This is a genomic window from Imperialibacter sp. (assembly GCF_040222815.1).
In the GTDB taxonomy this organism is placed as follows: domain Bacteria; phylum Bacteroidota; class Bacteroidia; order Cytophagales; family Cyclobacteriaceae; genus Imperialibacter.
Window position 1 is genome coordinate 444,747 of sequence record NZ_JAVKCH010000015.1, and the last position, 22,633, is coordinate 467,379.

Annotated in this window: 25 protein-coding genes; 5 read left to right on the forward strand and 20 right to left on the reverse strand. The window is 46.0% G+C overall.

The window, feature by feature from the left end; genetic code table 11:
• Window positions 1–69 precede the first annotated feature (69 nt).
• From RIF36_RS06365 to RIF36_RS06375, 3 genes are read right to left on the reverse strand one after another with little or no spacing between them, the layout of a single operon-like run.
• Window positions 70–1,260 (reverse strand): sodium ion-translocating decarboxylase subunit beta, encoded by a 1,191-nt coding sequence (locus RIF36_RS06365; RefSeq protein WP_350126460.1) that lies wholly within the window; start codon window positions 1,258–1,260, stop codon window positions 70–72.
• 54 nt (window positions 1,261–1,314) lie between these two features.
• The gene (locus RIF36_RS06370) at window positions 1,315–3,189 is read right to left on the reverse strand and encodes a biotin/lipoyl-containing protein (protein ID WP_350126463.1); all 1,875 of its coding nucleotides are present in this window, start codon (window positions 3,187–3,189) and stop codon (window positions 1,315–1,317) included.
• 18 nt (window positions 3,190–3,207) lie between these two features.
• A complete protein-coding gene (locus RIF36_RS06375) occupies window positions 3,208–3,468 on the reverse strand; it encodes an OadG family transporter subunit (protein WP_350126466.1) in 261 nt (86 codons plus the stop codon).
• 182 nt (window positions 3,469–3,650) lie between these two features.
• Here RIF36_RS06375 and RIF36_RS06380 point away from each other — a divergent pair, with 182 nt between their 5' ends.
• The 3 genes from RIF36_RS06380 (at window position 3,651) to RIF36_RS06390 (ending at window position 7,415) form a co-directional block, all read left to right on the forward strand.
• A complete protein-coding gene (locus RIF36_RS06380; RefSeq protein WP_350126469.1) occupies window positions 3,651–5,156 on the forward strand; it encodes an ATP-binding cassette domain-containing protein in 1,506 nt (501 codons plus the stop codon).
• A gap of 174 nt (window positions 5,157–5,330) precedes the next feature.
• The gene (gene rsgA, locus RIF36_RS06385; protein WP_350126472.1) at window positions 5,331–6,395 is read left to right on the forward strand and encodes a ribosome small subunit-dependent GTPase A; all 1,065 of its coding nucleotides are present in this window, start codon (window positions 5,331–5,333) and stop codon (window positions 6,393–6,395) included.
• A 135-nt stretch (window positions 6,396–6,530) separates the two neighbouring features.
• Entirely contained in the window at window positions 6,531–7,415 is an 885-nt protein-coding gene (locus RIF36_RS06390; protein WP_350086985.1) for a gluconolaconase, read from the forward strand.
• Window positions 7,416–7,726: 311 nt separating this feature from the next.
• On the opposite strand, the gene RIF36_RS06395 is transcribed toward RIF36_RS06390, so the two are convergent.
• The 7 genes from RIF36_RS06395 to RIF36_RS06425 all read right to left on the reverse strand — a co-directional run bounded on the left by RIF36_RS06395 (window position 7,727) and on the right by RIF36_RS06425 (window position 12,646).
• Complete coding sequence (locus tag RIF36_RS06395; protein WP_350126475.1) at window positions 7,727–8,353, reverse strand: hypothetical protein; 627 nt, start codon at window positions 8,351–8,353, stop codon at window positions 7,727–7,729.
• Window positions 8,354–8,362: 9 nt separating this feature from the next.
• Window positions 8,363–8,902, reverse strand: a complete 540-nt coding sequence (locus RIF36_RS06400; RefSeq protein WP_350119522.1) for a hypothetical protein — start codon at window positions 8,900–8,902, stop codon at window positions 8,363–8,365.
• Window positions 8,903–8,910: 8 nt separating this feature from the next.
• The gene (locus tag RIF36_RS06405) at window positions 8,911–10,059 is read right to left on the reverse strand and encodes a hypothetical protein (protein ID WP_350126478.1); all 1,149 of its coding nucleotides are present in this window, start codon (window positions 10,057–10,059) and stop codon (window positions 8,911–8,913) included.
• A complete protein-coding gene (locus RIF36_RS06410) occupies window positions 10,028–10,579 on the reverse strand; it encodes a hypothetical protein (protein WP_350126481.1) in 552 nt (183 codons plus the stop codon). The genes RIF36_RS06405 and RIF36_RS06410 overlap by 32 nt, the downstream gene beginning before the upstream one ends.
• The gene (locus RIF36_RS06415) at window positions 10,576–11,139 is read right to left on the reverse strand and encodes an RNA polymerase sigma factor (RefSeq protein ID WP_350126484.1); all 564 of its coding nucleotides are present in this window, start codon (window positions 11,137–11,139) and stop codon (window positions 10,576–10,578) included. Before RIF36_RS06415 ends, RIF36_RS06410 begins: the two co-directional genes overlap by 4 nt.
• Before the next feature lie 78 nt (window positions 11,140–11,217).
• Window positions 11,218–11,838, reverse strand: coding sequence for a methyltransferase domain-containing protein (locus tag RIF36_RS06420; RefSeq protein ID WP_350126487.1), 621 nt, complete (start codon window positions 11,836–11,838; stop codon window positions 11,218–11,220).
• Between the two features lies 1 nt (window position 11,839).
• The gene (locus tag RIF36_RS06425; RefSeq protein ID WP_350126490.1) at window positions 11,840–12,646 is read right to left on the reverse strand and encodes a UbiA prenyltransferase family protein; all 807 of its coding nucleotides are present in this window, start codon (window positions 12,644–12,646) and stop codon (window positions 11,840–11,842) included.
• A 272-nt stretch (window positions 12,647–12,918) separates the two neighbouring features.
• On the opposite strand from RIF36_RS06425, the gene RIF36_RS06430 reads away from it, so the two are divergent.
• Together RIF36_RS06430 and RIF36_RS06435 are read left to right on the forward strand one after the other, a co-directional pair.
• Complete coding sequence (locus RIF36_RS06430) at window positions 12,919–13,734, forward strand: hypothetical protein (RefSeq protein ID WP_350126493.1); 816 nt, start codon at window positions 12,919–12,921, stop codon at window positions 13,732–13,734.
• Window positions 13,734–15,554: a hypothetical protein gene (locus RIF36_RS06435; protein WP_350126495.1), complete on the forward strand. Its 1,821-nt coding sequence runs from the start codon at window positions 13,734–13,736 to the stop codon at window positions 15,552–15,554. Before RIF36_RS06430 ends, RIF36_RS06435 begins: the two co-directional genes overlap by 1 nt.
• Before the next feature lie 104 nt (window positions 15,555–15,658).
• Here the strand turns inward: RIF36_RS06435 and atpG are convergent, their stop codons facing one another.
• The 10 genes from atpG to RIF36_RS06485 form a co-directional block, all read right to left on the reverse strand.
• On the reverse strand, window positions 15,659–16,552 hold the full coding sequence (atpG, locus tag RIF36_RS06440) for an ATP synthase F1 subunit gamma (protein ID WP_350078585.1): 894 nt from the start codon (window positions 16,550–16,552) through the stop codon (window positions 15,659–15,661).
• Between the two features lie 48 nt (window positions 16,553–16,600).
• Window positions 16,601–18,181: a F0F1 ATP synthase subunit alpha gene (gene atpA, locus RIF36_RS06445; RefSeq protein ID WP_152001674.1), complete on the reverse strand. Its 1,581-nt coding sequence runs from the start codon at window positions 18,179–18,181 to the stop codon at window positions 16,601–16,603.
• 21 nt (window positions 18,182–18,202) lie between these two features.
• Window positions 18,203–18,760 carry an ATP synthase F1 subunit delta gene (atpH, locus tag RIF36_RS06450; RefSeq protein WP_350078587.1) on the reverse strand — a complete coding sequence of 186 codons (558 nt, stop codon included), beginning with the start codon at window positions 18,758–18,760 and terminating at the stop codon, window positions 18,203–18,205.
• Between the two features lies 1 nt (window position 18,761).
• Window positions 18,762–19,256 carry a F0F1 ATP synthase subunit B gene (gene atpF / locus RIF36_RS06455; protein ID WP_350078589.1) on the reverse strand — a complete coding sequence of 165 codons (495 nt, stop codon included), beginning with the start codon at window positions 19,254–19,256 and terminating at the stop codon, window positions 18,762–18,764.
• A 66-nt stretch (window positions 19,257–19,322) separates the two neighbouring features.
• Window positions 19,323–19,568 carry an ATP synthase F0 subunit C gene (gene atpE, locus RIF36_RS06460; RefSeq protein WP_152001671.1) on the reverse strand — a complete coding sequence of 82 codons (246 nt, stop codon included), beginning with the start codon at window positions 19,566–19,568 and terminating at the stop codon, window positions 19,323–19,325.
• A 35-nt stretch (window positions 19,569–19,603) separates the two neighbouring features.
• Window positions 19,604–20,641 (reverse strand): F0F1 ATP synthase subunit A, encoded by a 1,038-nt coding sequence (gene atpB / locus RIF36_RS06465; RefSeq protein WP_350086952.1) that lies wholly within the window; start codon window positions 20,639–20,641, stop codon window positions 19,604–19,606.
• The gene (locus RIF36_RS06470; RefSeq protein WP_350086949.1) at window positions 20,634–21,026 is read right to left on the reverse strand and encodes a hypothetical protein; all 393 of its coding nucleotides are present in this window, start codon (window positions 21,024–21,026) and stop codon (window positions 20,634–20,636) included. Before RIF36_RS06470 ends, atpB begins: the two co-directional genes overlap by 8 nt.
• Window positions 21,026–21,301, reverse strand: coding sequence for an AtpZ/AtpI family protein (locus tag RIF36_RS06475; protein ID WP_350126498.1), 276 nt, complete (start codon window positions 21,299–21,301; stop codon window positions 21,026–21,028). The genes RIF36_RS06470 and RIF36_RS06475 overlap by 1 nt, the downstream gene beginning before the upstream one ends.
• Window positions 21,252–21,680, reverse strand: coding sequence for a bactofilin family protein (locus RIF36_RS06480; RefSeq protein WP_226940635.1), 429 nt, complete (start codon window positions 21,678–21,680; stop codon window positions 21,252–21,254). The genes RIF36_RS06475 and RIF36_RS06480 overlap by 50 nt, the downstream gene beginning before the upstream one ends.
• 10 nt (window positions 21,681–21,690) lie before the next feature.
• Window positions 21,691–22,566, reverse strand: a complete 876-nt coding sequence (locus tag RIF36_RS06485; RefSeq protein ID WP_152001667.1) for a M23 family metallopeptidase — start codon at window positions 22,564–22,566, stop codon at window positions 21,691–21,693.
• Between the last annotated feature and the right edge of the window lie 67 nt (window positions 22,567–22,633).

A 22,633-nucleotide genomic window follows, 5' to 3' on the forward strand; every position in this document is an offset into this window, starting at 1 on the left:
TTAAAATGGCTCTAATTTACCTTAAAAATACTGTGCCAAAAAGCTTACAAAAAATATATAGTTGTGTTTTCATCCCAAAAACGAAATCAGCACGCCAGCAGCCACGGCAGAGCCAATCACGCCGGAAATATTGCTGGCCATGGCGTACTGTAGCAAGTGGTTACTGGGATCGTGCTTGATAGCTATTTCATTGGCTACCCTGGCAGCCATCGGCACGGCACTCAGGCCAGTAGCGCCAATCAGCGGATTGATCTTCTTTTTGGCAAACAGGTTATACACTTTCACTGCCATGATGCCACCTAAAATAGAGATAGCAAAGGCGATAAAGCCGCCTACCACAATCATCAGCGTTTGCGTGTTCAGGAAGGCTTTGGTAGTCATGGTGGCGCCGACAGATAAGCCGAGAAATACGGTAGCAGAATTAAGTATGGTTTCTGACGTCGCCTGATACAAACGACCCGTGGCCACGCCAATCTCCTTTACCAGGTTGCCAAACATCAGAAAGCCGACCAACGGCACAGAAGAAGGAACCAAAATAGCCACAATAGAGCCCAGGGCGATGGGAAACATGATTTTCAACGCCTGCAAATTCTTGATAGGCTTCGTGGACGGAAACAGTTTGTCCTGCTCCTTCATATTGATGAGCAACTCTTTTTTAGTCATGGAAAGCCGGACTACAAAAGGAATAATAACCGGCACTAGTGCCATGTAAGAGTAAGCCGCAATGGCAATTGGGCCCAAAAGATGGGGTGCCAGCTTGATCGTGGTGTAAATAGCCGTTGGCCCATCAGCACCACCGATAATTCCTAATGAAGCCGCTTCCTTCAAAGTAAACCCCATCGCCACTGCCGCCATCAGCACGCAGAAGATCCCGATTTGCGCAGCGGCACCGAAAAAGGCCAGCCTGAGGTTGCGCAGCATAGGGCCGAAATCCGTCAGCGCCCCTACTCCCATGAAAATGATTGGAGGCAGAAAGCCCGTTTTGATCAAGGCGTAGTATACAAAGTTCATGATGCCGTACTGCTCGGCAATCTGCGGCAGGGTGAGTCCTTCTGGAATTTTCTCCACCCCCATCCCTCCTCCGGGAAAGTTGGCCAGCAACACCCCAAAAGCAATGGGCACCAGTAGCAAAGGCTCATATTTTTTGGCAATGCCCAGGTAGAGCAAACCAAACCCGATGAGGATCATCAGGATATAAGACGGATGAGCAAACAAGTCGCCCAGGGCGGTCATTCTGTATACTTTTTCGAGTAGTTCCATGGTAGGGAGGTAAGTGGTAATTGGTAAGAAGTAAATAGTGAGCTGGTTATGGCCTTAACTTTTCACTCTCACCAGCACGTCGTCGTCGTATACTTCTTGTCCGTCTTTGAAGCAAACCTCCACTACCGTTCCTTCTTTATCTGCGGAAATAGCGTTAATGACCTTCATGGCTTCTATGTAGCCAACAGTATCACCTTTTTTGATGATGTCACCCGGCTTGATGGCCTTTTCGCCGGCGTCCTTCGTTGCAAAAAATTTGCCTTCAAGCGGCGCTAGTATTTCCAGTGTATGTCCGTTGCTGGATAACAGAGGCACGGCGGCGTTTTCCTGTTTCGGCGCAGCCTGGCCTTCGCCATCGTAGGATACTGTCACCCGAAAAGCCTCACCGTTCACATCCACCATTAATGTTTGAGGCAGTGCCGCCATGGCAGGCGTTTGGCTTGTAGCCTGAGCAGCAGGCGCCGACGCAACCGTTTTTCTTTGTGTCAAATCCTCATCAAAAGCTTTCTTGGCTTTACCCGACTTGTAATCGATATATTGCTTGGGGTGCATGGCGTATTCCAGCAGCTCCTCTTCATCCTCTCCCACGTCCCAACCTTTTTCTTTCATCTCGCCCCTGATTTTCTCGAGTTCATTTGGGTACAGACTGTGTGGGTCGCCTTCAAAAAACTCCCTGTTTTGTGCTTTGGCCAGGGCTTTCAATTCATCGGCTACGGGGCCTGGCAGCTGACCAGAATTACCCAGCATCATGTCCCAGGTGTTGTCGTCGAGCATGCTCCAACGCTCCTTGCCCTTGTTCATCTGCATCACATTCATGAGTGCAGCATTTTTCACATACTGGCTATAGGGAGTCACCAGCGGGGGGTAGCCCATCTTTGGCCAGATATGCTCCACTTCTTCAAAAAGCTTGATCAGCAGGTCGTCCTGCGACATGGCGGCTTCCCCGTTCTTTTCTCTCGCCTTGTTCACCGAAACCAGGTTTTTTTCAAGGTCAGCCATCAGGCTGCCCATCATGCCTCCTGGCAAGCCCGGGCCAATCAACAGCGAGTTCATCAATCGGTTTTTAGGGTCGATATAGTAGCCCAGAAAATCATCAATAAATTCCTGCGTCAGCGACCTCACCTGCATGTACGCCTTCATGTTGATGTCGGGCAGCGAAAAACCAGCATCCCGCAGCATAGCATGAACAGTGAGCAAATCTGCATGCCCCGTACCCCACGACAGTGGCTCCATGCCCACGTCGATGATATCTGCACCGGCCCTGGCGGCTTCCAGCGAAGAAACGACCGAAAAGCCTGGCCCAGAATGGCCATGGTATTGCACCAGAATGTCTTTTTTGATGGCTTTGATGCCAGCGACTATTTTGCCAATAGACGCCGGACGGCCAATGCCTGCCATGTCTTTCACCGCTATTTCATCGGCACCGGCCTCTATCAATGTACCCGCCATGTTTACAAAATAGTCGACGGTATGAATTGGACTATGTGTGATACTCAGTGCAGCCTGGGCAATCATGCCTCCCTTTTTTGCCAGCTTTATCGAATTAATGATGCTTCTTGTGTCATTGAGACCATCGAAAGAGCGGGAAATATCGGTGCCTTGCTTCTTCTTCACTCGGAACATCAGCTCCCGCACATCCACAGGCACTGGGTACATCCGAAGTCCGTTCAGCCCTCTTTCAAGCATCTGCGTTTGAATACCGGCATCATTGAACGGCTGAGTCCACTCCCGAACCGAGCGGTTGGGGTTTTCGCCATAAAGCAAATTAATTTGTTCAAAACCGCCGCCGTTGGTCTCCACTCTCCTCCAGCAGCCCATGTCTACAATAGGGCCTGCCACCTTCACCAATTGATCTTTCCTGGGCATATACTTGCCCGACGACTGCCACATGTCTCTGTATACAAGACAAAGTCCTATTTCCTTATTCATTTCCGGGTTGTTTAAACACTACAATTTCTCAATCTTTTGGATGTTGGCCTTACCTCCTGAGAGCTGATGAACTGCCGAGGTAATGGCTGCTACTTTTTTGGAAGCTACCTGGGATGTTGGTGTGGAAGGGGATTTGGGGGAAGCCAATAAGGTTTCCGGAACAAAGGTGTTGACAAATTTGATGAGTGCGTTTCCTGTAAGCACCACCAGGGCCAATACCAGAAACACTGTGATCATACCTACTCCCATCAGGGAAACTGCTCTTTCTATGTCTTCCATCACACTTGGGTTAGCGACAAATTAGAAATTTTAGATCGATTAAAAAATGACATTTAGACGAAGTAATACAGACTAAATGAAGGCTACCCTGAATCGGCACATTAAAAAAACCGTCAGTGAAAGAATTTTATTAAACTTGCCGGGAGCTCGACAAAATCCCGGCTTTAAATACTCTCAGCGTTATGCACGATCAGCTTCTTCTTAAGCTCGACAACCTAACCGCTCGCTACGGTGAAAAATTCGTTTTCAAGGACTTATCCTTTGAGGTGAGAAGCGGTGAATGCTGGGCTCTCCTGGGGCATAGTGGCTCCGGTAAAAGTGCCTTGCTGGAGGCCATTGCAGGTAATTTCAATGTGGTAAAGGGGCTAGTCATCAGGCCTTTTTACGATGAATATGTAAAGGCTCATCCCACAAAAGACCCCTACTTTAACTACCGGCAGCTTGTCAGCTATCTGCCAGTAAGGTACCAGTTCAAGAATCTTTCCAACACTTCGGAGTTCTTTTACCAGCAGCGCTTTAATGCTGCCTTCTCTGAGGATGCGCCAACTGTCCAAGATTTTCTTAATGATGAGGCACAGAAAAGCTTGGCGGAAGGGCCCTGGGATGTCAACAAAGTTATCTCGCTTTTCCAGCTTGAGCGACTGCGTCAAAAGCAGCTTATCAAGCTAAGCAATGGAGAAACCAAAAGGCTCAGGCTGGCAGCCTCACTGCTAAAAAACCCCAGGCTCCTACTTCTGGATAGTCCACTCGTTGGCTTAGATGTGAAAACCAGAACAGCGTTCAATGCCATCCTTTCGCAAATCATTGCTTCTGGCACCACCGTTGTGCTTACCTGCACCGTTAGTGAAATACCACCGGCAGTCACTCATGCAGCCGTTCTGCACAACTGCCAGATTCAACAAGTCGTCGCCCGGGAAAGATTTAGTTTAATTAAGCCGCCCAAGCCTCCTTCTTACTCCCTTGATGCACGCAAGGTGAGCACACTTACTGAGGGTCGAGGGCCATCTCAATACAAATTGATCGTGGGCATGAAAGAGGTGACTGTCAAATATGGCGACAGCACTATCCTCAATGGAGTTAACTGGGTAATCAAACCCGGAGAGCGTTGGGCACTGAGGGGGCCAAACGGTGCAGGAAAGTCAACACTATTAAGCCTGATCAATGGCGACAATCCCCAGGCCTATGCCAATGATATCACTCTTTTTGACCACAAGCGAGGAAGCGGAGAAAGCATTTGGGACATCAAGAAAAAAATAGGTTTTGTGTCGCCAGAGTTGCTTCAGTACTTTCACTCAACAGCCACCTGCTGGGAAATTGTGGCCTCGGGCCTTCATGATACGCTGGGCTATTTAAGGTCAGTGGAAAAGGAGCAGGCGTCTTTGGTGGATCAATGGCTTGACTTACTGGAGTTGCAGAGTTCGGGCACGCTAATCTTCGAAACTACCTCGCCCACTATCCAGCGAATCATCCTCCTTGCCAGAGCCTTGATAAAAAATCCTCCGCTCCTTATCCTCGACGAGCCATGTCAGGGCCTTGATCATGCGCAACAAACGAGGGTGCGAATGGTAGTAGACGCCATTTGCAGCGCATCCGCCATGGCACTCATTTATGTCACACATTATGAGGAAGAATTGCCTGCATGTGTTGACCACGTGCTTCAGATAGAAAACGGGAAAAGTATAAAATGAGGAATTTAAAAGGCAAATCATTATCTTCGATAAAATAATTTTTCGTTTCTGACACTTTCTAGAATTTCCACTTCAGGGCTTGATATAGCCTAAGGCGCTCCTTCGGGCAGCGCTTCTTTAAAATCCACCTCCCCACGGTGGAGTAGATTTTTATTGACTAAATCAAACACGGAAATGGAATACAATCACTTAAGCCCGTTGGGCTGGAATACCTATTTTGAAAATCAAATTACCGAAGACGAACAAGATTTTATCGTTGGTAGGGTAGCCATAGAAAACAAAACCAACTACCAGGTACTCACCGTCGGGGAAACATATATTGCGGAAGCCACTGGCCGCCTTTTTTACATGGCGGAAACAGATGCTGAGTTGCCAAAAGTGGGCGACTGGGTGCTGATGATGGAAATTGACAAGGGTAAAGCCATCATTCAAAGGGTACTGAAACGGCATTCTGTCATCTCACGAAAAGTACCAGGAAAGAAGGTGGAAGAACAAATCATAGCTACCAACATCGACAAGCTTTTTATTGTGCAGGGGTTGGATGGCAACTTCAACCTCGCCCGACTTGAGCGCTACCTCACACTCGCACAAAACGTAGAGCCAATCATTGTTTTGAACAAAGCTGACCTTTGCCCCAACCCAGAAGACATCGCTCGACAGGTGAAAGAGCGAGTAAAAAATGTGGAAGTGGTGGTGACAACAGCCTTACAAAACCAGGTAGATGCCCTGCGTCCCTTCATCCAGCCCGGGTCAACCATTGCGATAGTAGGCTCCTCCGGCGTTGGCAAATCGACAATCATCAATAGCCTGATTGGTGAGCCCTTCATGGAAACAGGTGAGGTCAGGCAGCTGGACTCAAAAGGCAGGCATACCACCACAAGCCGACATCTGATGCTGCTGGAAAGTGGGGGCGTGTTGATAGACACTCCCGGCATGCGTGAACTGCAGCTCTGGGGTGACCAGTCCAGCTTAGGTACTTCTTTCGAAGACATTGAAGCCTTGAGCGAGCATTGCAAATTCAAGAACTGCACACACATCGATGAAAAAGGCTGCGCTATCACCCAGGCGCTGGACGAAGGTTCGCTGGACGAAGCACACTGGATCAACTATGCCAAAATGAAAAAGGAGCTGGCGTACCTGGAAACCAGGCAGGATGTAAATGCGATGCTGGAAAAGAAGAAAAAATGGAAGAAGATTCAAAAGGACTACAAGGCTATCCAGAAAAACAGAAACTTGTAATGCTTCTGCCTTGTTAATCTTAACGTGGTTTACTCAAATCACCTTCCTGGCAATTAATTACCTTTTGGTAATCCTGCCAATTTTACAATAATCATATATGCTGTTAACTTTGAAAACAATAAACCTAGATCAACAATGAAAAAACTTAGCTATTTATTGGCCGCTGCCGTTTTGGTGGCCTGCCAAAGTGGAAAGAAGACAGAGGAAGCTGTGGTGGAGGAAACACCAGCGACCACCGTTTCACTTGTGAAAAAATGGGAGACTGACACAACGCTGACTACGCCTGAGTCTGTTTACTACGATGTAACCAATGGCGTGCTGTACGTTGCCTGCATCGGAGCGGTGCCACCGGATGCGAAAGATGGCGACGGATTTATAGCCAAAGTAGGGCTTGACGGAGCCATCATCGATACCCAATGGGTGGTAGGGTTGGACGGCCCTAAAGGTATGGGCATGGTAGGCAACCTGCTTTACGTAAGCAACATCGACGAAGTGGTGGAGATAGATGTCAACACCGGTGAGATCACTAATAGGTTTCCGGTAGAAGGAGCCTCCTTCCTCAACGATATTACTGTTGACGCTTCAGGAACTGTTTATATCAGCGATTCGGGCGTGAGCAAAATCTTTGCGCTGTCCAACGGTGCTGTGGCACTGTGGACAGAAGGCGAGGTCCTTGGCGGCCCCAATGGCCTTTTGGCTGAAGACGGCAGGCTAATGGTGGCTTCTTTCGGCGCTGGCAAATTCAGCACTATAAATGTTGCCGATAAGGACGTCAAAATGGTGGTCGACTCAATACCCGGCGGCGACGGCGTGGTGGCGCTCGACGGAGACTACTTTGTGTCTAACTGGAACGGCGAGGTGTACTACGTGACAGAAGACTGGAAGAAAACAAAACTGCTTGACACCAAGGCAGCCGGAGCCAATGCGGCGGATATTGAAATTGCGGCGGATCAAAGTTTATTGTTTGTTCCTACGTTTTTCGCCAACACAGTGGTCGCTTATGACATCGTGAAAGAGTAGTCTTCTGTTTTAGAAAATCCGTAGCCACTCGAAAAGACAGAATTTTATGGTTCTCCGTCGTTTCAATAATTCACTTTATTGGCGGAGTGGTGGTCATCGGATGGAATAGAGAATACCTGGTGCCCAAAGATTGGTGGTTTTCAGCGACAGATGCCGTATTGGCCGGTGCAGGCTCGGCTTATTTTGGCCCCAGGCTGTCGACGTCGTTAAAGCCATAAGATCTAACAAAAATGCCTGACTCAAAAAAAACAGGCTGGTTTCTCCAGTCTGTTTTTTTAGTATAAACCATTCATAAACCTCAGGCTATTGGCTTAAAACCTGCCTAGCCTGATCGAAAACGTTCCTCCCCAGCTGGTCAAATCATCGTCCGAAATGTTTCTCAGGTCCGACCCTTTTATGAGGCGATAGGTAGCTCCCACCCCCACCCGCAAAAATTGCGTGATATTGACTTCCAGCTGAGCACTAGGCTTCACTACGAAAAACGCTGTTGACTCAAGCACATACTCCTTATCGAAGGAAGTAGGGAAATACTGCTTGTCGACAATGTGAAAAGCACCGGCACCAAATAGTACCGGAATCGTTAAGTGCACCACTTCGTTAGGAAACAAGATGCCCCCAAGGTACAGACCTCCATAGCCACCTTCGATATTGAACATAGCGCCTGTCTCACTTCTGAATTGATTCTCGGTAGAGATTCCGTAGCCCGCCAGCCCGAACATCACGTGCTTGTTGATGATAGCACCCCCGTAGACTCCCAGCAGAAGGCTTCTTTCCTGATACACATCGGTGATGTTGATATCCACACCGCCGAAACCCTTTATTTCATTTTCCTTGCTAAAAAGAGACTTGATCTCCTCGGGGTTCTCAATACCCTGTGCAGCACTACTGAGCCAGCCACAGCTGATAGAAAGTATAAAAACAATTTTGACAGCTCTCATCGATCTTTATTAAAAAATGTACTTAAATGAAATGGCTGAGTCCCAGAACCTCGAATCCGTTTTCCTGAAACCGATGTAGTCGAAATACGGCTTTACATCAAAAGAAACCGTAATTGGAGCCGCCAGCCACCGGTATTCCACACCAATAAGAAAGTCAGCGCCCATTGTAAAAAACGTAGCTCCGTTTTCGTAGTTAAACGCACTCCCGTCTGTCCCTACCAATATCTTGGTCAAGTTGTTTCGCTCCTCAAATCCGAAATGGCCACCAGCACCGTAGTAGGCGTAGAAGTTTGGAGAAAAAGCCAAATCCATTGGCACATGAAAAACATACATAGTAGTGAGCTGCAAGCCTTCGTGCCTGCCACTTACCATGATTTCCAGTGCCTCTTCGGTCACCAGAAATTTCTTGTACGTCAACGCCGACGTAGCACCAAACCGAACACCCGCTGACTGTGAATATTCCTGCGTCGTTTGCGCATTGGCCAATTGACATGCACCAAGACTAAGGGCAGCTACCAACAGCTGCACACCAAAAAATAATCTCTTCATTGTTAGTATTAGTTCTTCGTAAACGGCAACGCCTCCATATAGCGCAGGGTTACCGAGGCACCTTGCAAGTCCAGTTGCATGATGCCTTGTTTGTCATTTGTTCTACCCACCTGGCCAGTCAACTGGATGTAACCCTCCTTGCCGTCCACTGGGCTATTATTAAGCGTGGGAATCCAGTTTCCCGGGATATAAATCTTATCCTGCTCCGCCTTGATATCAAGATTTACCCAACTGGCAGGATCCATGGTCACATCCAGGTCCGTGTACTTGCTTGCCAGCCGCACCTTTGCAAAGTCTTTATTAAGGTTGTGAAGTATCACCTGCCCGTAGTTCACCTCCAAATCAAGGATCTCCTGAATTTCTCCCAGTGTCCAATCAGTAAACATCCCTTTGCCGCTGATCCAACCAACCTTCTGAAAACTAAGCTTATCGTTTCTGGAATCCACCCTGGCAGAAAGCGCACTCTCTACCCTCAGTTCGGAAGTCATCGATTGTAGAATGATACCCTTTGCCTGCTGAATGTCGACCTGAGCAGCCTTAAGCGTCAGCTCCACATCATGCACCCGTCTTATATTCGCCTTACCAAAACTCAAGTCAACGATCGACTTACCCTTCAACTCATTCGCCTTCAAATCACCATGCGCAAGGGTAAGTCTGATGGGGCCCCCATGATCGGCAATGAAAACATTCCCAAAGCGATTGTCCAAAAATAGGCTTGCTCCCTCCGGCAAGGTTATCTCGTAATCTATGGTCAGCTTGTTGCTGCTCAAAACCGTCTTCGACACATCGCCAACCGTGTTAAGCAATTCCTTAAAGGTTCCGCTGCCCCTGTCCAGCACAGTTTCAACGGTTAAAAAAGAGCCAAGATTGCTAAAGTCAATTTCTACCCTCTCCATCAGCTTTTGAGTGGACCTGGAATCCTTGGCATAGGCGGTTATCTCCACCGAGATAAGCACAGAATCTTTTGCCCACGACTTTATTGCCACCCGTCCGTATTTATTGCTCACGTCAACAGTAACGTCCTTCGGAACCTTGTACGCTTTGTTAATGCTCTTGGTCAGTCTCGTATCGCTCTGCGCTTGTGCGTGGTTTCCCGCCAACACAAGCAACAGCATGATCAACCACCTAAAGAGACGATTCTTTCCTGCCTGCTCCATTTTTTGCCTCCTTTATCTGTGCCAGTATCCTGTCGAGGATGTCCAGCTTAATTTTATAATTGACGATCATTGCATGAATGACCTCCTCATTGTCTACGTTGTCAGCCAGGTCAGTCTGCAGCTCTGTATAGGCCTGATCGAGGGCCAGCATGTCCTCTACTACTTCCTTGTCTACCCACTGCCCATTGGCTTCTATTTCGTTCATTTTTTCAGAAATCATCATAGCATAATACTGCTCAGTCTCTGCCATTTCTGGCGACACCATAGAAAGTGTCGGTTGCGACTTTGATGATCCCGCACCGTTCCACATGAATGTGATGGATGCTGCCAACAACAATGTAACAGCAGCGGCCGCCCGGGCTACCTTACCGCTCCAGCCCCACATGGGCACCACCTTTCTTGATTTCTTACCGCCATTGAGTCGCTTGTCAATGTTTTCCCAGGCCAAGTCAAGGTCTGTATCGAAAACATCGAAGCTGTCCCGGCGCTCGTCAATGTTCTTTTTTAGAAAATCTGTCATTGGTTGGCTACTTTCAATTTTTCCATTCCTAACAAGTCTCTCACTTTTGCTTTGCCTTTACAGTACTGGGCCTTCGAAGCCGACTCCGTTATACCCAATATTTGCCCGATCTCTCCATGATCATACCCTTCAAAGAGGTACAGGTTCATCACTGTTTTACAACCCACCGAAATCTGATCCATGGCCTGTAGTATTTTACCAGCCTCCATTCGGACATAGTAGTTATCGTGATCGTCCTCATAGGCCAGGTCAAACTTTTCCTCAATGCTGATGGTGAAAAGTCGCCTTTTTCTAAGCGTATTGATGCAATGATTCACCACCACCCGCTTGATCCACGCAGGGAAAGTCTTGGGCTGCTGGAGCTTCTTCAGGCTGGCAAAGGCATCGACAAAGGCATCCTGAAGCACATCTCTGGCTTCTTCCTCATCCCCTATCATCCGGCGACAGATATTGTACATAGCCTTTGAGTATAGCTTGTACAACTCATTGATCGCCCGACGATCACCCTCCTGGCTCCTCACCACAAGGTATTCCTGTAAACTCGCACTTTCTGAATCCAATTTCTAATTAGGTTGCAAGGTAAAAGACATCCAAAAAATGAATAGGTTTCGATTGAGTCGGTTGGAGCAAAAAAATATTTAGCTTCTCGCTAAAAGGTAAGTACCTATCATTCCTTTACAATACGTGGCACTCTGCTTAATGTTCCACCCACTTCTGGCAAATGCCTCCTGCCACTTGGGAAGCCTATATGCCTCAATATCACAAGTTAAGCGAAAAAATAAGTACATGCATCGGATAAGCAGAGATTTGAGCCCACCCTTTGCCTGTTCCACAAAATCAGTCACGATCAACAGTGTGTTGGGACTACTAATTTGAGTTAGTGACTTCACAATACTTTCCACCGACTCGTCGGAGAACATGTCCAGAAAAAAAGGCAGTAACACCAGCTCATAAGAGCCAGTTTCGTGGCGGGTCGTAAAGTCCGCCTCCACAAAGAAAATGTCCATGTCAGGCGTCGTTCTCGACCGGGCCTTTGCGATCATGGTCGGCGACTTCTCAATAAAAACAAGCTGGCTATCCGGATGCTGCCTGAAGTATTCTTCAAAAAACCGGCCAGTACCACCCCCTGCTACCAGTGTAGACTTAACATTCACTGCCGTTCCGAAGAAGTGGCATTGGCTCTTATCAATACACTTTCCAAAGACGAGCCGTGCCAGCAAGTCATACACAGGAGCCAAAAGGTTAAATCCATTGGCCATGTTAAATCAAAAGAAATATCGGCATCAGAAAAATGCCATCGCCAATGAGCCGATAGGTAAGAGAGGTTTCAAAATCAGCCATTCGCTGATAAAGTATCCAAAGAACTCCCAGCATCAACATCAGCAACCCTTGCAAAGGAAGTAGGCTGCCACTAAACCAGGAGAGGCCAGCTATCCCAATAACCGCTACAGTAAAAGCAGCCCGCAACAGCAAACGTATTTTTTCAGGTTTCCACCGGGTTATGAGTGATTCCTGACTATCGGCCATGTCGTACTGCCGCTCTTGCCGGGAGAATAGAACCAGGTTGATAAAAGCAATGAGGAATATCACTATAAGAATCAGCAGATCTACAGGCCGCACACCGCTGTTCGCTAAGGCCCTGGGTGCCAGCGAAATTCCGGCGGTATAAAGCGCCGCCACAACTACCTCTTTAGGCAGGCTCCGGGTCGACAAAAATACCCACAGCAAATAAAGCAGGCAGCTTCCCATCACCAGCACCCCATAAAGCAACACCGGCGCTGGCAAATAAATCAGCGAACTGAGGCCGGCGCAGCCCACCATCACAAGGACTGTAAGCAACTGAGAGAAGTGCTCCTGGTAGAAATGATGCCGGGGGTTACTGGCCAATGCGGGTATTTTTCTGGCATCAAAAAGCCGGTCGAGAATATAGATAAACCAAACAGCCAAAAACAGGGAGACATAAACGGAGGCTGGCACATGGGCACCGCAGGTAGAGGCAACAACCATCGACATGACAACAGCACCCAGAGCTACCTCCAGGCTGCCGTGTTTAAGCAGTCCTATCATGAAAGACCTGCCCATCAACAAAAAAGCCCATGAATTTTCACGGGATCAATTTATCTTCTAAATTTCACTTTAGCTACTGTTCTGGGCTTCCGTGCTGCCAACAACTCAAAGCATCCGCCAGGGATTTGGTGAGCCCATGCCCAGCATTTGAAATGCAGGGCCCTATTCTTGTTGACAACTAATGACATTCGGGTCAAGGCACCATCGTCGACTGATATGACGGACATTGACGGCTCACAAAGCGGAATTCCACCGAAAAGCATAGAAAGTTATTGAAGGCATCAGAAATGGTAATATATTTAGAAATGTTATATTCTGTAACCAGAGGAACAACCATAATTTCTGTCGTCTATTTTTTCCTTTTTACGCAAGAAGTGCGCTCACAATCGGTGTCACTAAGCTTTGAATCTACCTATGGCACCTACAATATGGAAGATTTTAAGACGGCGCAAGATAACATTCCTTTCATTTTCCTTGGTTACGGAAGAATCAACCTGCCTTACAAGATATATAGCAACTTTGAACCATACTATGGCTACAATGGAATGCTGACTCTTCATCTTGAGAAGCTAGAAGTGTCAATTGAAAATGGGGCCAATTCAACTGGTTCCAGAATGAGCTATAAAGATTATTCGGGGACGTTTAAAAGTGATCAACTAGTGTCCAACAAGTACTGGGGCGCAGGAATATCAACATTTAAGATGTCGCTCACCGACGCCCTTTTTATTAGACCTCGCCTGGTATGTGGGGTTTCCCTATCCAGTTACAGCATGCGGAACCTCGCTGAATTGACTAATACCAATTCTTATATCAACCAGTCAATCGCTGTGAAATCAAATCAACTTTTTTTTGAGCCGCAAGCTTCGATAGGCTTTACGAAGTATCGTTTCATAGTAAGTGCTAGTGTCGGCTACCATCTGCAGGTTGTGTCCCTAAAAGAAAAGGTTATTGAGGGTAGCGAGGCGGAATGGCAGGCTTATTTCCCTTCAGGCGAGCCGAAGCCCCAATGGAATGGTGTTAGACTTAAAGCTGGTCTTGGCTTCATTCTCTTAAAAAAGAAGAGCAAAGCTATTATAACAAAAGCCTGATGAAAAATAACATCATTTTCGCTGTTCTACTGATTCTGCTTCCGTCAGTCTTTGCATGTGAGTTTCAATTAGATGGAGAAAATTATGTAGAAATAGAACAAGAGGTTAATTCAAGCTTATCAGAGTACGAGCTGACTGCAATAGCCGATGATGAGTTTATCGTCCGTCCAAAGCAAATCACCTACAGTTTTAAGGTTACGGATGGGCTCTTTTATTTAGTCGTAGCGACCCTGGATGAAAAGGAGATTTATGTTTCTGACCTACCATCAGGTAGTTTCATACTTAGACCTGGTATGGCTGTAGCCGATTATGGTTTTGCTGAACTTGTTGTGAATGTTTACACAAGCACAAATACTAACAGCCTGGCCGATCAGGTGCAGGCCGAGGCCGCCATTTATCAATTTAAAAAGCGAATCCGAATTGATAAACGACCGGCTGAAGCCATCCCCTTTACCATTACAAGCACCACAAATGCACTCACATTCAATTTTCAGCAATATCCTAACAACAACTTGTGGAGAGTAAACATATACGGAGGCCCCGATCCTGACCAGTTGTTCAACAATGAAAATCAGCTGTCGTCGGTTTTCGAAGTTCCCTCTCAATATATCGATCTTGGCTACGTAGGCGGAACGATGTATTACGGGGTAGAAACACAGGTATTTCGGGGTGATATAATGGAAAGTGAAAGATCAAATATTACGACTATCAACTTATCGGATGGACCTAAAATTGTCAAGTATGAATCAACGGCAGATGGACACCTCAAAGTATATTGGTCGAGGGCCCCATTTGAAAGCAGTTTTTCAACTTATACCCTGAAATGGTTATTCAACGGAGTAAAGACCCTTACCAGTACTAATTTCAATGATACAACAGCGTCGATCAGTGGGTTGCCGATGGGTGACACTATCAGCTTTGAACTGGTGACTACCAGTGCCAATCAAGTGAATAAAGTAATCAACTCAAGCCTTGGTGCGTTAGGTGACCGAGCTTTCCAGTTTGATGAATTGTATGTCGACCGAAATACACCATCCAGAAAACTAAGTTACGACGCTAGTTCACAACTACTCCGAAATACCGAAAATGAGCAAATTTCTATTTCACTACCAATTTCTGGATTATCTTTTTCAAATAACGGAAGCACAATTGCTGCTTACAGTCGGGACATCATTAGTCTCTTAAATTCTTCGACGCTAACCTTAATCAGGCAAATTGAATTGAACGGTTTGGCAAATAATTCATTCCCAAGACCAGTAGCTCGCTTGCAAGTCATCGATGATAGGTACATCGCCTACACTGACAGAGTTTTTAAGTTGTTGGATTATGTAGAGGACGCAATAGTTTATCAAGGCAATTTTAATAACGATGTGATTTACTATGAGGAATCGAAAAACCTGGTACTTATTGGAAGGGATTTCTCCGGAAACTCAAGGGCATATAAAGCAGAGCACTTCGTGGTTGAAAATGGTAGGCTGACAGAACTTCCCAACGAGTTCAAATTCATGAATTATACCAACTCTATTGGCTTCGGAAACTACGTAGCAATAGTGACCACCTCCGAAAACAAAGTTAATGTGCTAAAAATACCAGAAATGGAGAGTATTGCCGAGTATACGCTAGGCACTCGGTATTTTTTAAAGAGTGCGGATCCCACCACTAACTGGGGGCTATTCTTTATTGAAAGCTCCGTGCAAGTAAGGGACATGTTGACCGGAACTATTATCTACTCCGGCCCTAACAAAATTGAGCAAAATTATGCTCTTGTCGATGGTATCTTGTATAGCGGCAATGGCTTTTCTCTTAATTTAAACAGATGAGAATTCCTCTGAACCTGAACCATTAGCCTGACCTGTCAATGCCCGGATAAACCACAAAAAAAGCCCATGATTTCTCACGGGCTCAATTTATCTTCAATTATTGATTAACTACTCTTTAGCGCCTCAGCACCACCAACGATCTCCAGAATCTCTTTGGTGATCGCTGCCTGACGGGTTCTGTTATACATCAGCTTCAGCTCCTTCAACAGTTCACCTGCATTGTCGGTCGCTTTGTCCATGGCTGTCATCCTGGCACCTTGCTCGGAAGCGTTGGATTCCAAAGTAGCCTTGTACACCTGTATCTTCAGAGACTTGGGGATTAGCTCCTTTACAATAAATTCCTTAGATGGCTCATAAATGTAGTCGATGGCGTTTGAGTTTGATGTACTCCCCTCCGCTATCTCAGACGGCTCTATTGGAAGAAACTTTTCTACTTTCAATACCTGAGTGGCCACATTTTTAAACTCGTTGTATACAAGCTCTACAGCGTCAAAATCTCCAGCCTTATAGGCTTCCATCAGGTGCTCGGCTACCGGGCGAACTTCATCAAACGAGAGGTTGGAGAAAATGTCCCAGTATTTCGTATCGACCTTGTAGTTTCTCTTTTTGAAAAACTCCATGGCCTTCTTTCCCAGAGGAATAATGGTAACTCCACCAAACTCATTCTGCTCCTTGTATTTTGTCTTCAGAAGGTTGACAGCCGCTTTAAAAACTGAGCTATTGAATGCACCACACAAGCCCTTGTCAGAAGAAACAACAACCAAAGCTACCCGATTCACCTCCCTTACAACGGCATATTCATTCTCCAAATTGTCGCTAACAGATGAAGTAACATTTCTAAGTATACCTGTCAGCTTCTCAGAGTATGGGCGCATTTGGGTAATACGGTCTTGTGCCCTTCTCAGCTTCGCAGCCGCCACCATTTTCATGGCCTTGGTGATCTGCTGAGTAGAAGTAACCGACTGAATTCTGCCCTTAACCTCTTTTAGGTTCGCCATATACTTTCTATTTGAAAAGTCCGCCAGTGGGCGGACTCACCATTCTATTTAGGATACGTAACTTTTTTGAAGACTCTTAGCCGTCTCTGCAAGTGTATTTATCACACTGTCTTCCAGCTTACCCGCACGAAGCAAATCCAGGGCATCCTGATGCTGCGCTGATAATAGTGTCAAAAACTCCTTCTCAAAGGCTTTCACCTTGTCCAAAGGCACCTTATCAAGGAAGCCTTTTGTTGACACGTAAATGATAGCAATCTGATGCTCAACCGACATAGGGCTGAACTGAGGCTGCTTCAATATTTCCTGGTTTCTTCTACCCCTGTCAATAGTCAGCTTGGTAGACGCATCGAGGTCAGAACCGAACTTGGCAAAAGCCTCAAGTTCACGAAACTGAGCCTGATCCAGCTTCAGTGTACCTGCCACTTTCTTCATCGACTTGATCTGGGCATTACCACCCACCCTTGATACAGAAATACCAACGTTGATCGCAGGGCGCACCCCTGAGTTAAACAGGTTGGTTTCAAGGAAAATCTGTCCGTCAGTAATTGAGATTACGTTAGTCGGAATGTATGCAGAAACGTCGCCAGCTTGTGTCTCAATAATCGGAAGGGCTGTCAACGACCCTCCTCCTTTTACTTTGCCTTTCAATGACTCCGGAAGGTCATTCATTTGGCTGGCAATTTCATCGTTGTCGTTGATTTTGGCAGCACGCTCAAGCAAACGAGAGTGGAGATAGAATACGTCACCCGGGTAGGCCTCACGTCCCGGCGGGCGACGAAGAAGAAGTGACACCTCACGGTAAGAAACCGCCTGCTTGGAAAGGTCATCATAGATAACCAAAGCAGGGCGTCCGGTATCACGGAAGTACTCCCCTATAGATGCACCTGTAAATGGTGAGAAGAACTGCATTGGCGCAGGGTCAGATGCAGCAGCCGACACGATAACAGTATAAGGCATCGCTCCTGCTTTTTCAAGAGAAGCAACAATACCTGCTACGGTAGAAGCCTTCTGGCCTACCGCCACATATATACAGTAAACAGGCTCGCCCTTTTCGTAGAACTCTTTCTGGTTGATAATGGTATCGATGGCCACAGCGGTCTTACCAGTCTGACGGTCACCAATGATCAACTCCCTTTGACCACGACCAATTGGAATCATCGCATCAATTGCCTTTACCCCAGTTTGCAGCGGCTCATTTACTGGCTGACGATAGATAACACCAGGCGCTTTTCTTTCAAGTGGCATTTCATACAAGTCCCCGGTCAAAGGCCCTTTACCGTCAATAGGATTGCCAAGCGTATCTACTACTCTGCCGCACATGCTATCGCCTACTTTAATAGAGGCGATTGTTTTTGTGCGCTTCACAGTAGCACCTTCTTTAATTCCCTTAGGGTCGCCCAGCAATACCGCACCTACGTTGTCTTCTTCCAGGTTAAGTACCAATGCCTTCAAGCCATTTTCGAACTCTAATAGTTCACCAGCTTGTGCCTGAGTAAGTCCGTAAATACGGGCTACTCCATCACCTACCTGAAGAACTGTTCCTACTTCTTCGAGCTCAGCTTCAGTTCTGAAGTTTGAGAGTTGCTCTCTCAAAATCGCTGATACCTCGTCAGGTCTTACGTCTGCCATTAGTGTATTATTATGGTGTTTTTAAAACTTCTTAATGTATGAACTTGAAATCAATTTCGTCTTCAAATCTTTGAGACGAGAATCGACGCTGTCGTCTAATTGAAGGTCGCCCACTTTAATGATGTAGCCTCCCAACATCTCCTTATCTACCTTCTCTGTCAGCTCGATTTCCTTCTTGGTAATCTCTTTCAAAAGCCTGGTAAATTCTTTCCGCAAGTCAGGCGTCAGTGCAAAATTAGTTATTACTGTTGCCTCTGAAATTCCCTTCCGTACATTGTATTGGTGGGTAAATTCGCTTGCGAGCATTGGCAAAATGAACTCCCTGTTCTTTCTTGTGATGATATCAAAAATGGACAGGGTCAGGTCATGCACCTTGCCGGCGAAAATCTTTTTAAGAATGGCCAGCTTGCGGTGGTGCTGAATAATTGGATTTTTCAGCATCAAAGTAAAATCCCTGTTAGCCTTGCACAAGTGATCAAATGAGATCATGTCTTCGTTGACCTTATCAAGCACTCCTTTCTCCTCTGCCAATTCCAGCAACGACTTGGCGTATCTTGTGGCTATCCTGAATTCTGACATCTTAGTTGACTTTTAGGTCTTTGATGTATTCGTCTACAAGTGCCTTCTGCGCTTTGTCGCCGCTAAGGTTCTTCCTCAAAACCTTCTCAGCTACGCTCAAGGAAATTTCAGCTACAAGGTTTTGTACCTCTGCCAGAGCAGCCTTCTTCTCGTTTTCGATAGAAGCCCTGGCATCGGCTACCATTTTTTCGGCAATTTTTGAGGTGTCAGCTTTTGCCTCTTCCTTAATTCTATTGGCAGCAGCAAGAGCCTCTTTCAGTATGTGGTCTCTTTCTTTTCTGGCATCTTCCAAAAGAAGCTCATTGTCTTCTTTCAATTGCGCCATTTCCTCTTTGGCCAGCTCAGCTGACTTCAAGGCATCGTTGATAAAGCCCTCTCTCGCTTTGAGAGCGTCAGCAATCGGCCTCCAGGCAAATGTAAGCAGAACAATAAAGACGATTATGAAAATAACCGTTTGCCAAAATATAAGGCCTATCCCGGGTGTTAAGAGTTCCATTATTTTATCACGTTTACAGTCAAAAACAAACGGAGGCTGCACATAGCAGCCTCCGTGAAGCCATTTTTAGGCTTTGAATGAGATAAGCAAACATACTACCACACCAAAGAGGGCAATTACCTCAATAAGTGCAGCAATAATAAGCATACCGGTTTGGATTCTGCCGGCAGCTTCTGGCTGACGAGCCATTGCTTCCATTGCAGAGCCACCGATGCGACCGATACCAATACCTGCGCCTATCGCAACAAGTCCGGCACCGATACCAGCGCCCATAATTGCTAAACTCATGTCAAGCAAAATAGATAACCACATAGTTTTATTATTTAATAGTGAAAATGGTTTCTTAATTAATGGTGTTCCTCATGATGCTCCTCAATGGCAAGGCCAATATAGAGCGAAGAGAACATCGTGAACACATAAGCCTGAATAGTTGCCACAAGCAACTCGATAAAGGTAATGAAAACCACTATCAAAGTAGAGGCGAACCCTACCATGTAGCTTTCAAATATGAATATCAAACTAATCAAGCTCAGAATTACAATGTGGCCTGCCGTGATCGCCACAAACAAACGTATCATGAGAGAAATCGGCTTAGTGAAAACGCCAATGATCTCAACGGGCACAATGATAAACTTCAATGCAAACGGAACTCCAGGGGTGTTAAAAACGTGCCCCCAATAAGTCTTGTTGCCACTAAAATTTGTGAAAAGGAAAGTAATAATGGCCATTACGCCAGTCACTGCAATATTGCCAGTGAGGTTAGCAGCGCCCGGCATCAACCCCAGCAGGTTGCCAAACCAGATGAAGAAAAACAGCGTCAACAGATAAGGTAGATACCGCTCGTACTTGGGGCCAATATTAGGCTTAACAATGTCGTCTCTTACAAAAACGATGATTGGCTCGAACAAAGACTGAATACCTTTCGGCGCTTCTTTCGGCCGCTTTTTGTATCCTCTTGCCACCGCAAGAAAGATTACTATCATCAAAGTGGCATTCAGGAAAAGAAAGGCAACATTTTTCGTGATCGAGAAGTCGATAACTGTACGGCCTTCTGTTAAAGGAAGAATGTGTCCGTGCTCGTATTTGTAACCATTAAATTCAACGATATTATGATGCTCGTCGTAGAAATTGCTGCTGGAAAACACCTCCAGCCCATTGTCTGACGAATACAAAATAACAGGAAGGAAAAGTGTGCCATAGTGGCCGTCGAAGAAATGCCACTCATGGGCATCCAAAATGTGATGATTGATCAATTCTGAAGGATTAAAGGCTCCCCCTGTTTCCTCTGCAGCTACCGCCAACGGGCTATTAAATAAAATAATCACCAGTGATAACACGGTGATTTTTAATAGGTTGGCCCTCTTATGATTTACACCTTCATCCATCAATTTGAACGCTTTTCGAATTTGAGCGCAAGTTAGTCATATGCGTAAATAATTCAAACCCAAGAAATAATAAATACAGAGCAAAGAAAGTCATGATGAAACTGGTGTTTTCTTCGCCAATTGCTACAAGGTAGGTGATTGCCACCAATAAACTTGTTAGAAGACGAAAGGAAATACTGCCAATGACAAAAAGCACGAAATTTTGACCATCGTTGTTTACAAAATTACCCTCGGCCCAAAGTAGCAGCAGGGACTGGAGCGAGTAGAAAATAATAGCTGCTATCGCCGTGGAATGGATGTATTGACCAAAGTCGGAAGCCATTAATGCGAAATGTGCCCCAACGACAACTGCTGAAAAAATAAACAGCTTGAGATAGTTATTCATTATTCTTTAGGAAGGCGCTTATAAAGCAGATAAAGAGAGCCAAAAAGCGAAATGAACGAGAGCGACAACAAAAATACTGGGAACTGTAGCTGGAAGTATTTGTCAGCATAGTATCCGGCAGTCACTCCCACGCCTATGGTGGCCAACATCTCAAAACCGACACCAGTAAACTTCAGAAAGGTTGAACCGGTGCCAGCGTCTTTGAGTTTTCCTGCCTCAGGTTGGTCAGGACTGGGCTTTAAGGAGCGGCCGTTCTTCCGAATTTTTTTCTCCAATTTTTATTTCCTTAACAGTTACACCCATCTGGCATTTTCCATTGAAAGAAGCACCCGATTCAATAACCAGTTTGTTGGTGACGATATCCCCGTTAATAACCGCCGAAGGTTTTAACACAAGCATTTCCGTTACTTCCACTTTGCCGTCCACCGTGCCGGCGATTTCAGCGTTTTGTGCCAACACATTTCCCTCAATGTAAGAGGAATGACCAAACGCTGCTTTTGACTTAGTGATAATATCGCCAATAACTTTCCCTTCTACCCGAATGTTACCGAAGGTTTCGATACCTCCTCGAAGGATAGTTCCCTTTCCAATAATGTTGCTGGAGTTGCTGAGCTCTTCGGCTTCCTTAATTTCCTTGTTATTAAACATGGTCATGATAAATAAATTAAAAAGCTACGAATTCTTCAGGATCCACCGGCATTCCATTGTGCCAAAGCTCAAAATGCAAGTGAGGCCCGGTTGTCAATTCGCCTGTGTTGCCTATAATAGATATAATCTCGCCGGCGCTGACAAAGCTACCAACGTTTTTCAATAATTCCGAATTGTGCTTGTATACTGAAATCAAATTACTTCTGTGCTGAATACCAATCACATAGCCGTCATTTTGTGTCCAGTCGGCAAGTATAACAGTACCGTCAGCCACACACTTGACCGGCTCATCTTTTTTTGCCACCACATCAGTCCCATAGTGGTTGTTCTTAGGGTTGAATTTGTCAGAAATGATGCCTGAAATGGGCTGAAAAAGGTAGATGTCCTGAAGATCGGAGCCAATAGAAGAGCTTACAGGCAATATCTCAGAATCAGCGCTTTCGAACCTTTGTCTGAAAATAGAATCGATAGGGGCCAGTCTTTCGCTGTTGATCTCAGAAGCCGACAGCACCCTTTCCTGTTGCTCGGAGGCCCTAAGGTCTGACTCGGTTTCCAACATGCTTGTGTCGCCCGAAAGCACCAATTTCAGGTTATCGATGTATAAGTCTTTGTTATCCATCTCAACGAGCATAGAATCTACTTTGAGTGAAAGACTCACTAATTTCCGATTGGTTTCCATTTGCTGATGGCGTGGATCGTACCATTTAGCTAAAATGGTGGTAGCCAGGTAAAAGCAAATCGCAAAAAAAACAGATACTACTACAAAGGCTAAAAGCAGGAGCCTTGCGTAGTTGAACCTGATGGTGCTTTTTTCCGCAAAATTCTCCTCACTCCGTATGATCAGCAGATAGCCAGTGGTAAGCCAGCTGGATAATGTTTTCTTATTTTTCAAATCCTTTTAGGTTCTGGGAGCCACAAAATTATAGAATAAAATAAGACCTTCTTATTTTTATGTATTA

Coding starts and splice junctions, on each gene's coding strand:
- RIF36_RS06365 (WP_350126460.1), bottom strand. CDS start 1,260: ATGGAACTACTCGAAAAAGTATACAGAATGACCGCCCTGGGCGACTTG.
- RIF36_RS06370 (WP_350126463.1), bottom strand. CDS start 3,189: ATGAATAAGGAAATAGGACTTTGTCTTGTATACAGAGACATGTGGCAG.
- RIF36_RS06375 (WP_350126466.1), bottom strand. CDS start 3,468: ATGGAAGACATAGAAAGAGCAGTTTCCCTGATGGGAGTAGGTATGATC.
- RIF36_RS06380 (WP_350126469.1), top strand. CDS start 3,651: ATGCACGATCAGCTTCTTCTTAAGCTCGACAACCTAACCGCTCGCTAC.
- rsgA (WP_350126472.1), top strand. CDS start 5,331: ATGGAATACAATCACTTAAGCCCGTTGGGCTGGAATACCTATTTTGAA.
- RIF36_RS06390 (WP_350086985.1), top strand. CDS start 6,531: ATGAAAAAACTTAGCTATTTATTGGCCGCTGCCGTTTTGGTGGCCTGC.
- RIF36_RS06395 (WP_350126475.1), bottom strand. CDS start 8,353: ATGAGAGCTGTCAAAATTGTTTTTATACTTTCTATCAGCTGTGGCTGG.
- RIF36_RS06400 (WP_350119522.1), bottom strand. CDS start 8,902: ATGAAGAGATTATTTTTTGGTGTGCAGCTGTTGGTAGCTGCCCTTAGT.
- RIF36_RS06405 (WP_350126478.1), bottom strand. CDS start 10,059: ATGGAGCAGGCAGGAAAGAATCGTCTCTTTAGGTGGTTGATCATGCTG.
- RIF36_RS06410 (WP_350126481.1), bottom strand. CDS start 10,579: ATGACAGATTTTCTAAAAAAGAACATTGACGAGCGCCGGGACAGCTTC.
- RIF36_RS06420 (WP_350126487.1), bottom strand. CDS start 11,838: ATGGCCAATGGATTTAACCTTTTGGCTCCTGTGTATGACTTGCTGGCA.
- RIF36_RS06425 (WP_350126490.1), bottom strand. CDS start 12,646: ATGATAGGACTGCTTAAACACGGCAGCCTGGAGGTAGCTCTGGGTGCT.
- RIF36_RS06435 (WP_350126495.1), top strand. CDS start 13,734: ATGAAAAATAACATCATTTTCGCTGTTCTACTGATTCTGCTTCCGTCA.
- atpG (WP_350078585.1), bottom strand. CDS start 16,552: ATGGCGAACCTAAAAGAGGTTAAGGGCAGAATTCAGTCGGTTACTTCT.
- atpA (WP_152001674.1), bottom strand. CDS start 18,181: ATGGCAGACGTAAGACCTGACGAGGTATCAGCGATTTTGAGAGAGCAA.
- atpH (WP_350078587.1), bottom strand. CDS start 18,760: ATGTCAGAATTCAGGATAGCCACAAGATACGCCAAGTCGTTGCTGGAA.
- atpF (WP_350078589.1), bottom strand. CDS start 19,256: ATGGAACTCTTAACACCCGGGATAGGCCTTATATTTTGGCAAACGGTT.
- atpE (WP_152001671.1), bottom strand. CDS start 19,568: ATGTGGTTATCTATTTTGCTTGACATGAGTTTAGCAATTATGGGCGCT.
- atpB (WP_350086952.1), bottom strand. CDS start 20,641: ATGGATGAAGGTGTAAATCATAAGAGGGCCAACCTATTAAAAATCACC.
- RIF36_RS06470 (WP_350086949.1), bottom strand. CDS start 21,026: ATGAATAACTATCTCAAGCTGTTTATTTTTTCAGCAGTTGTCGTTGGG.
- RIF36_RS06480 (WP_226940635.1), bottom strand. CDS start 21,680: ATGACCATGTTTAATAACAAGGAAATTAAGGAAGCCGAAGAGCTCAGC.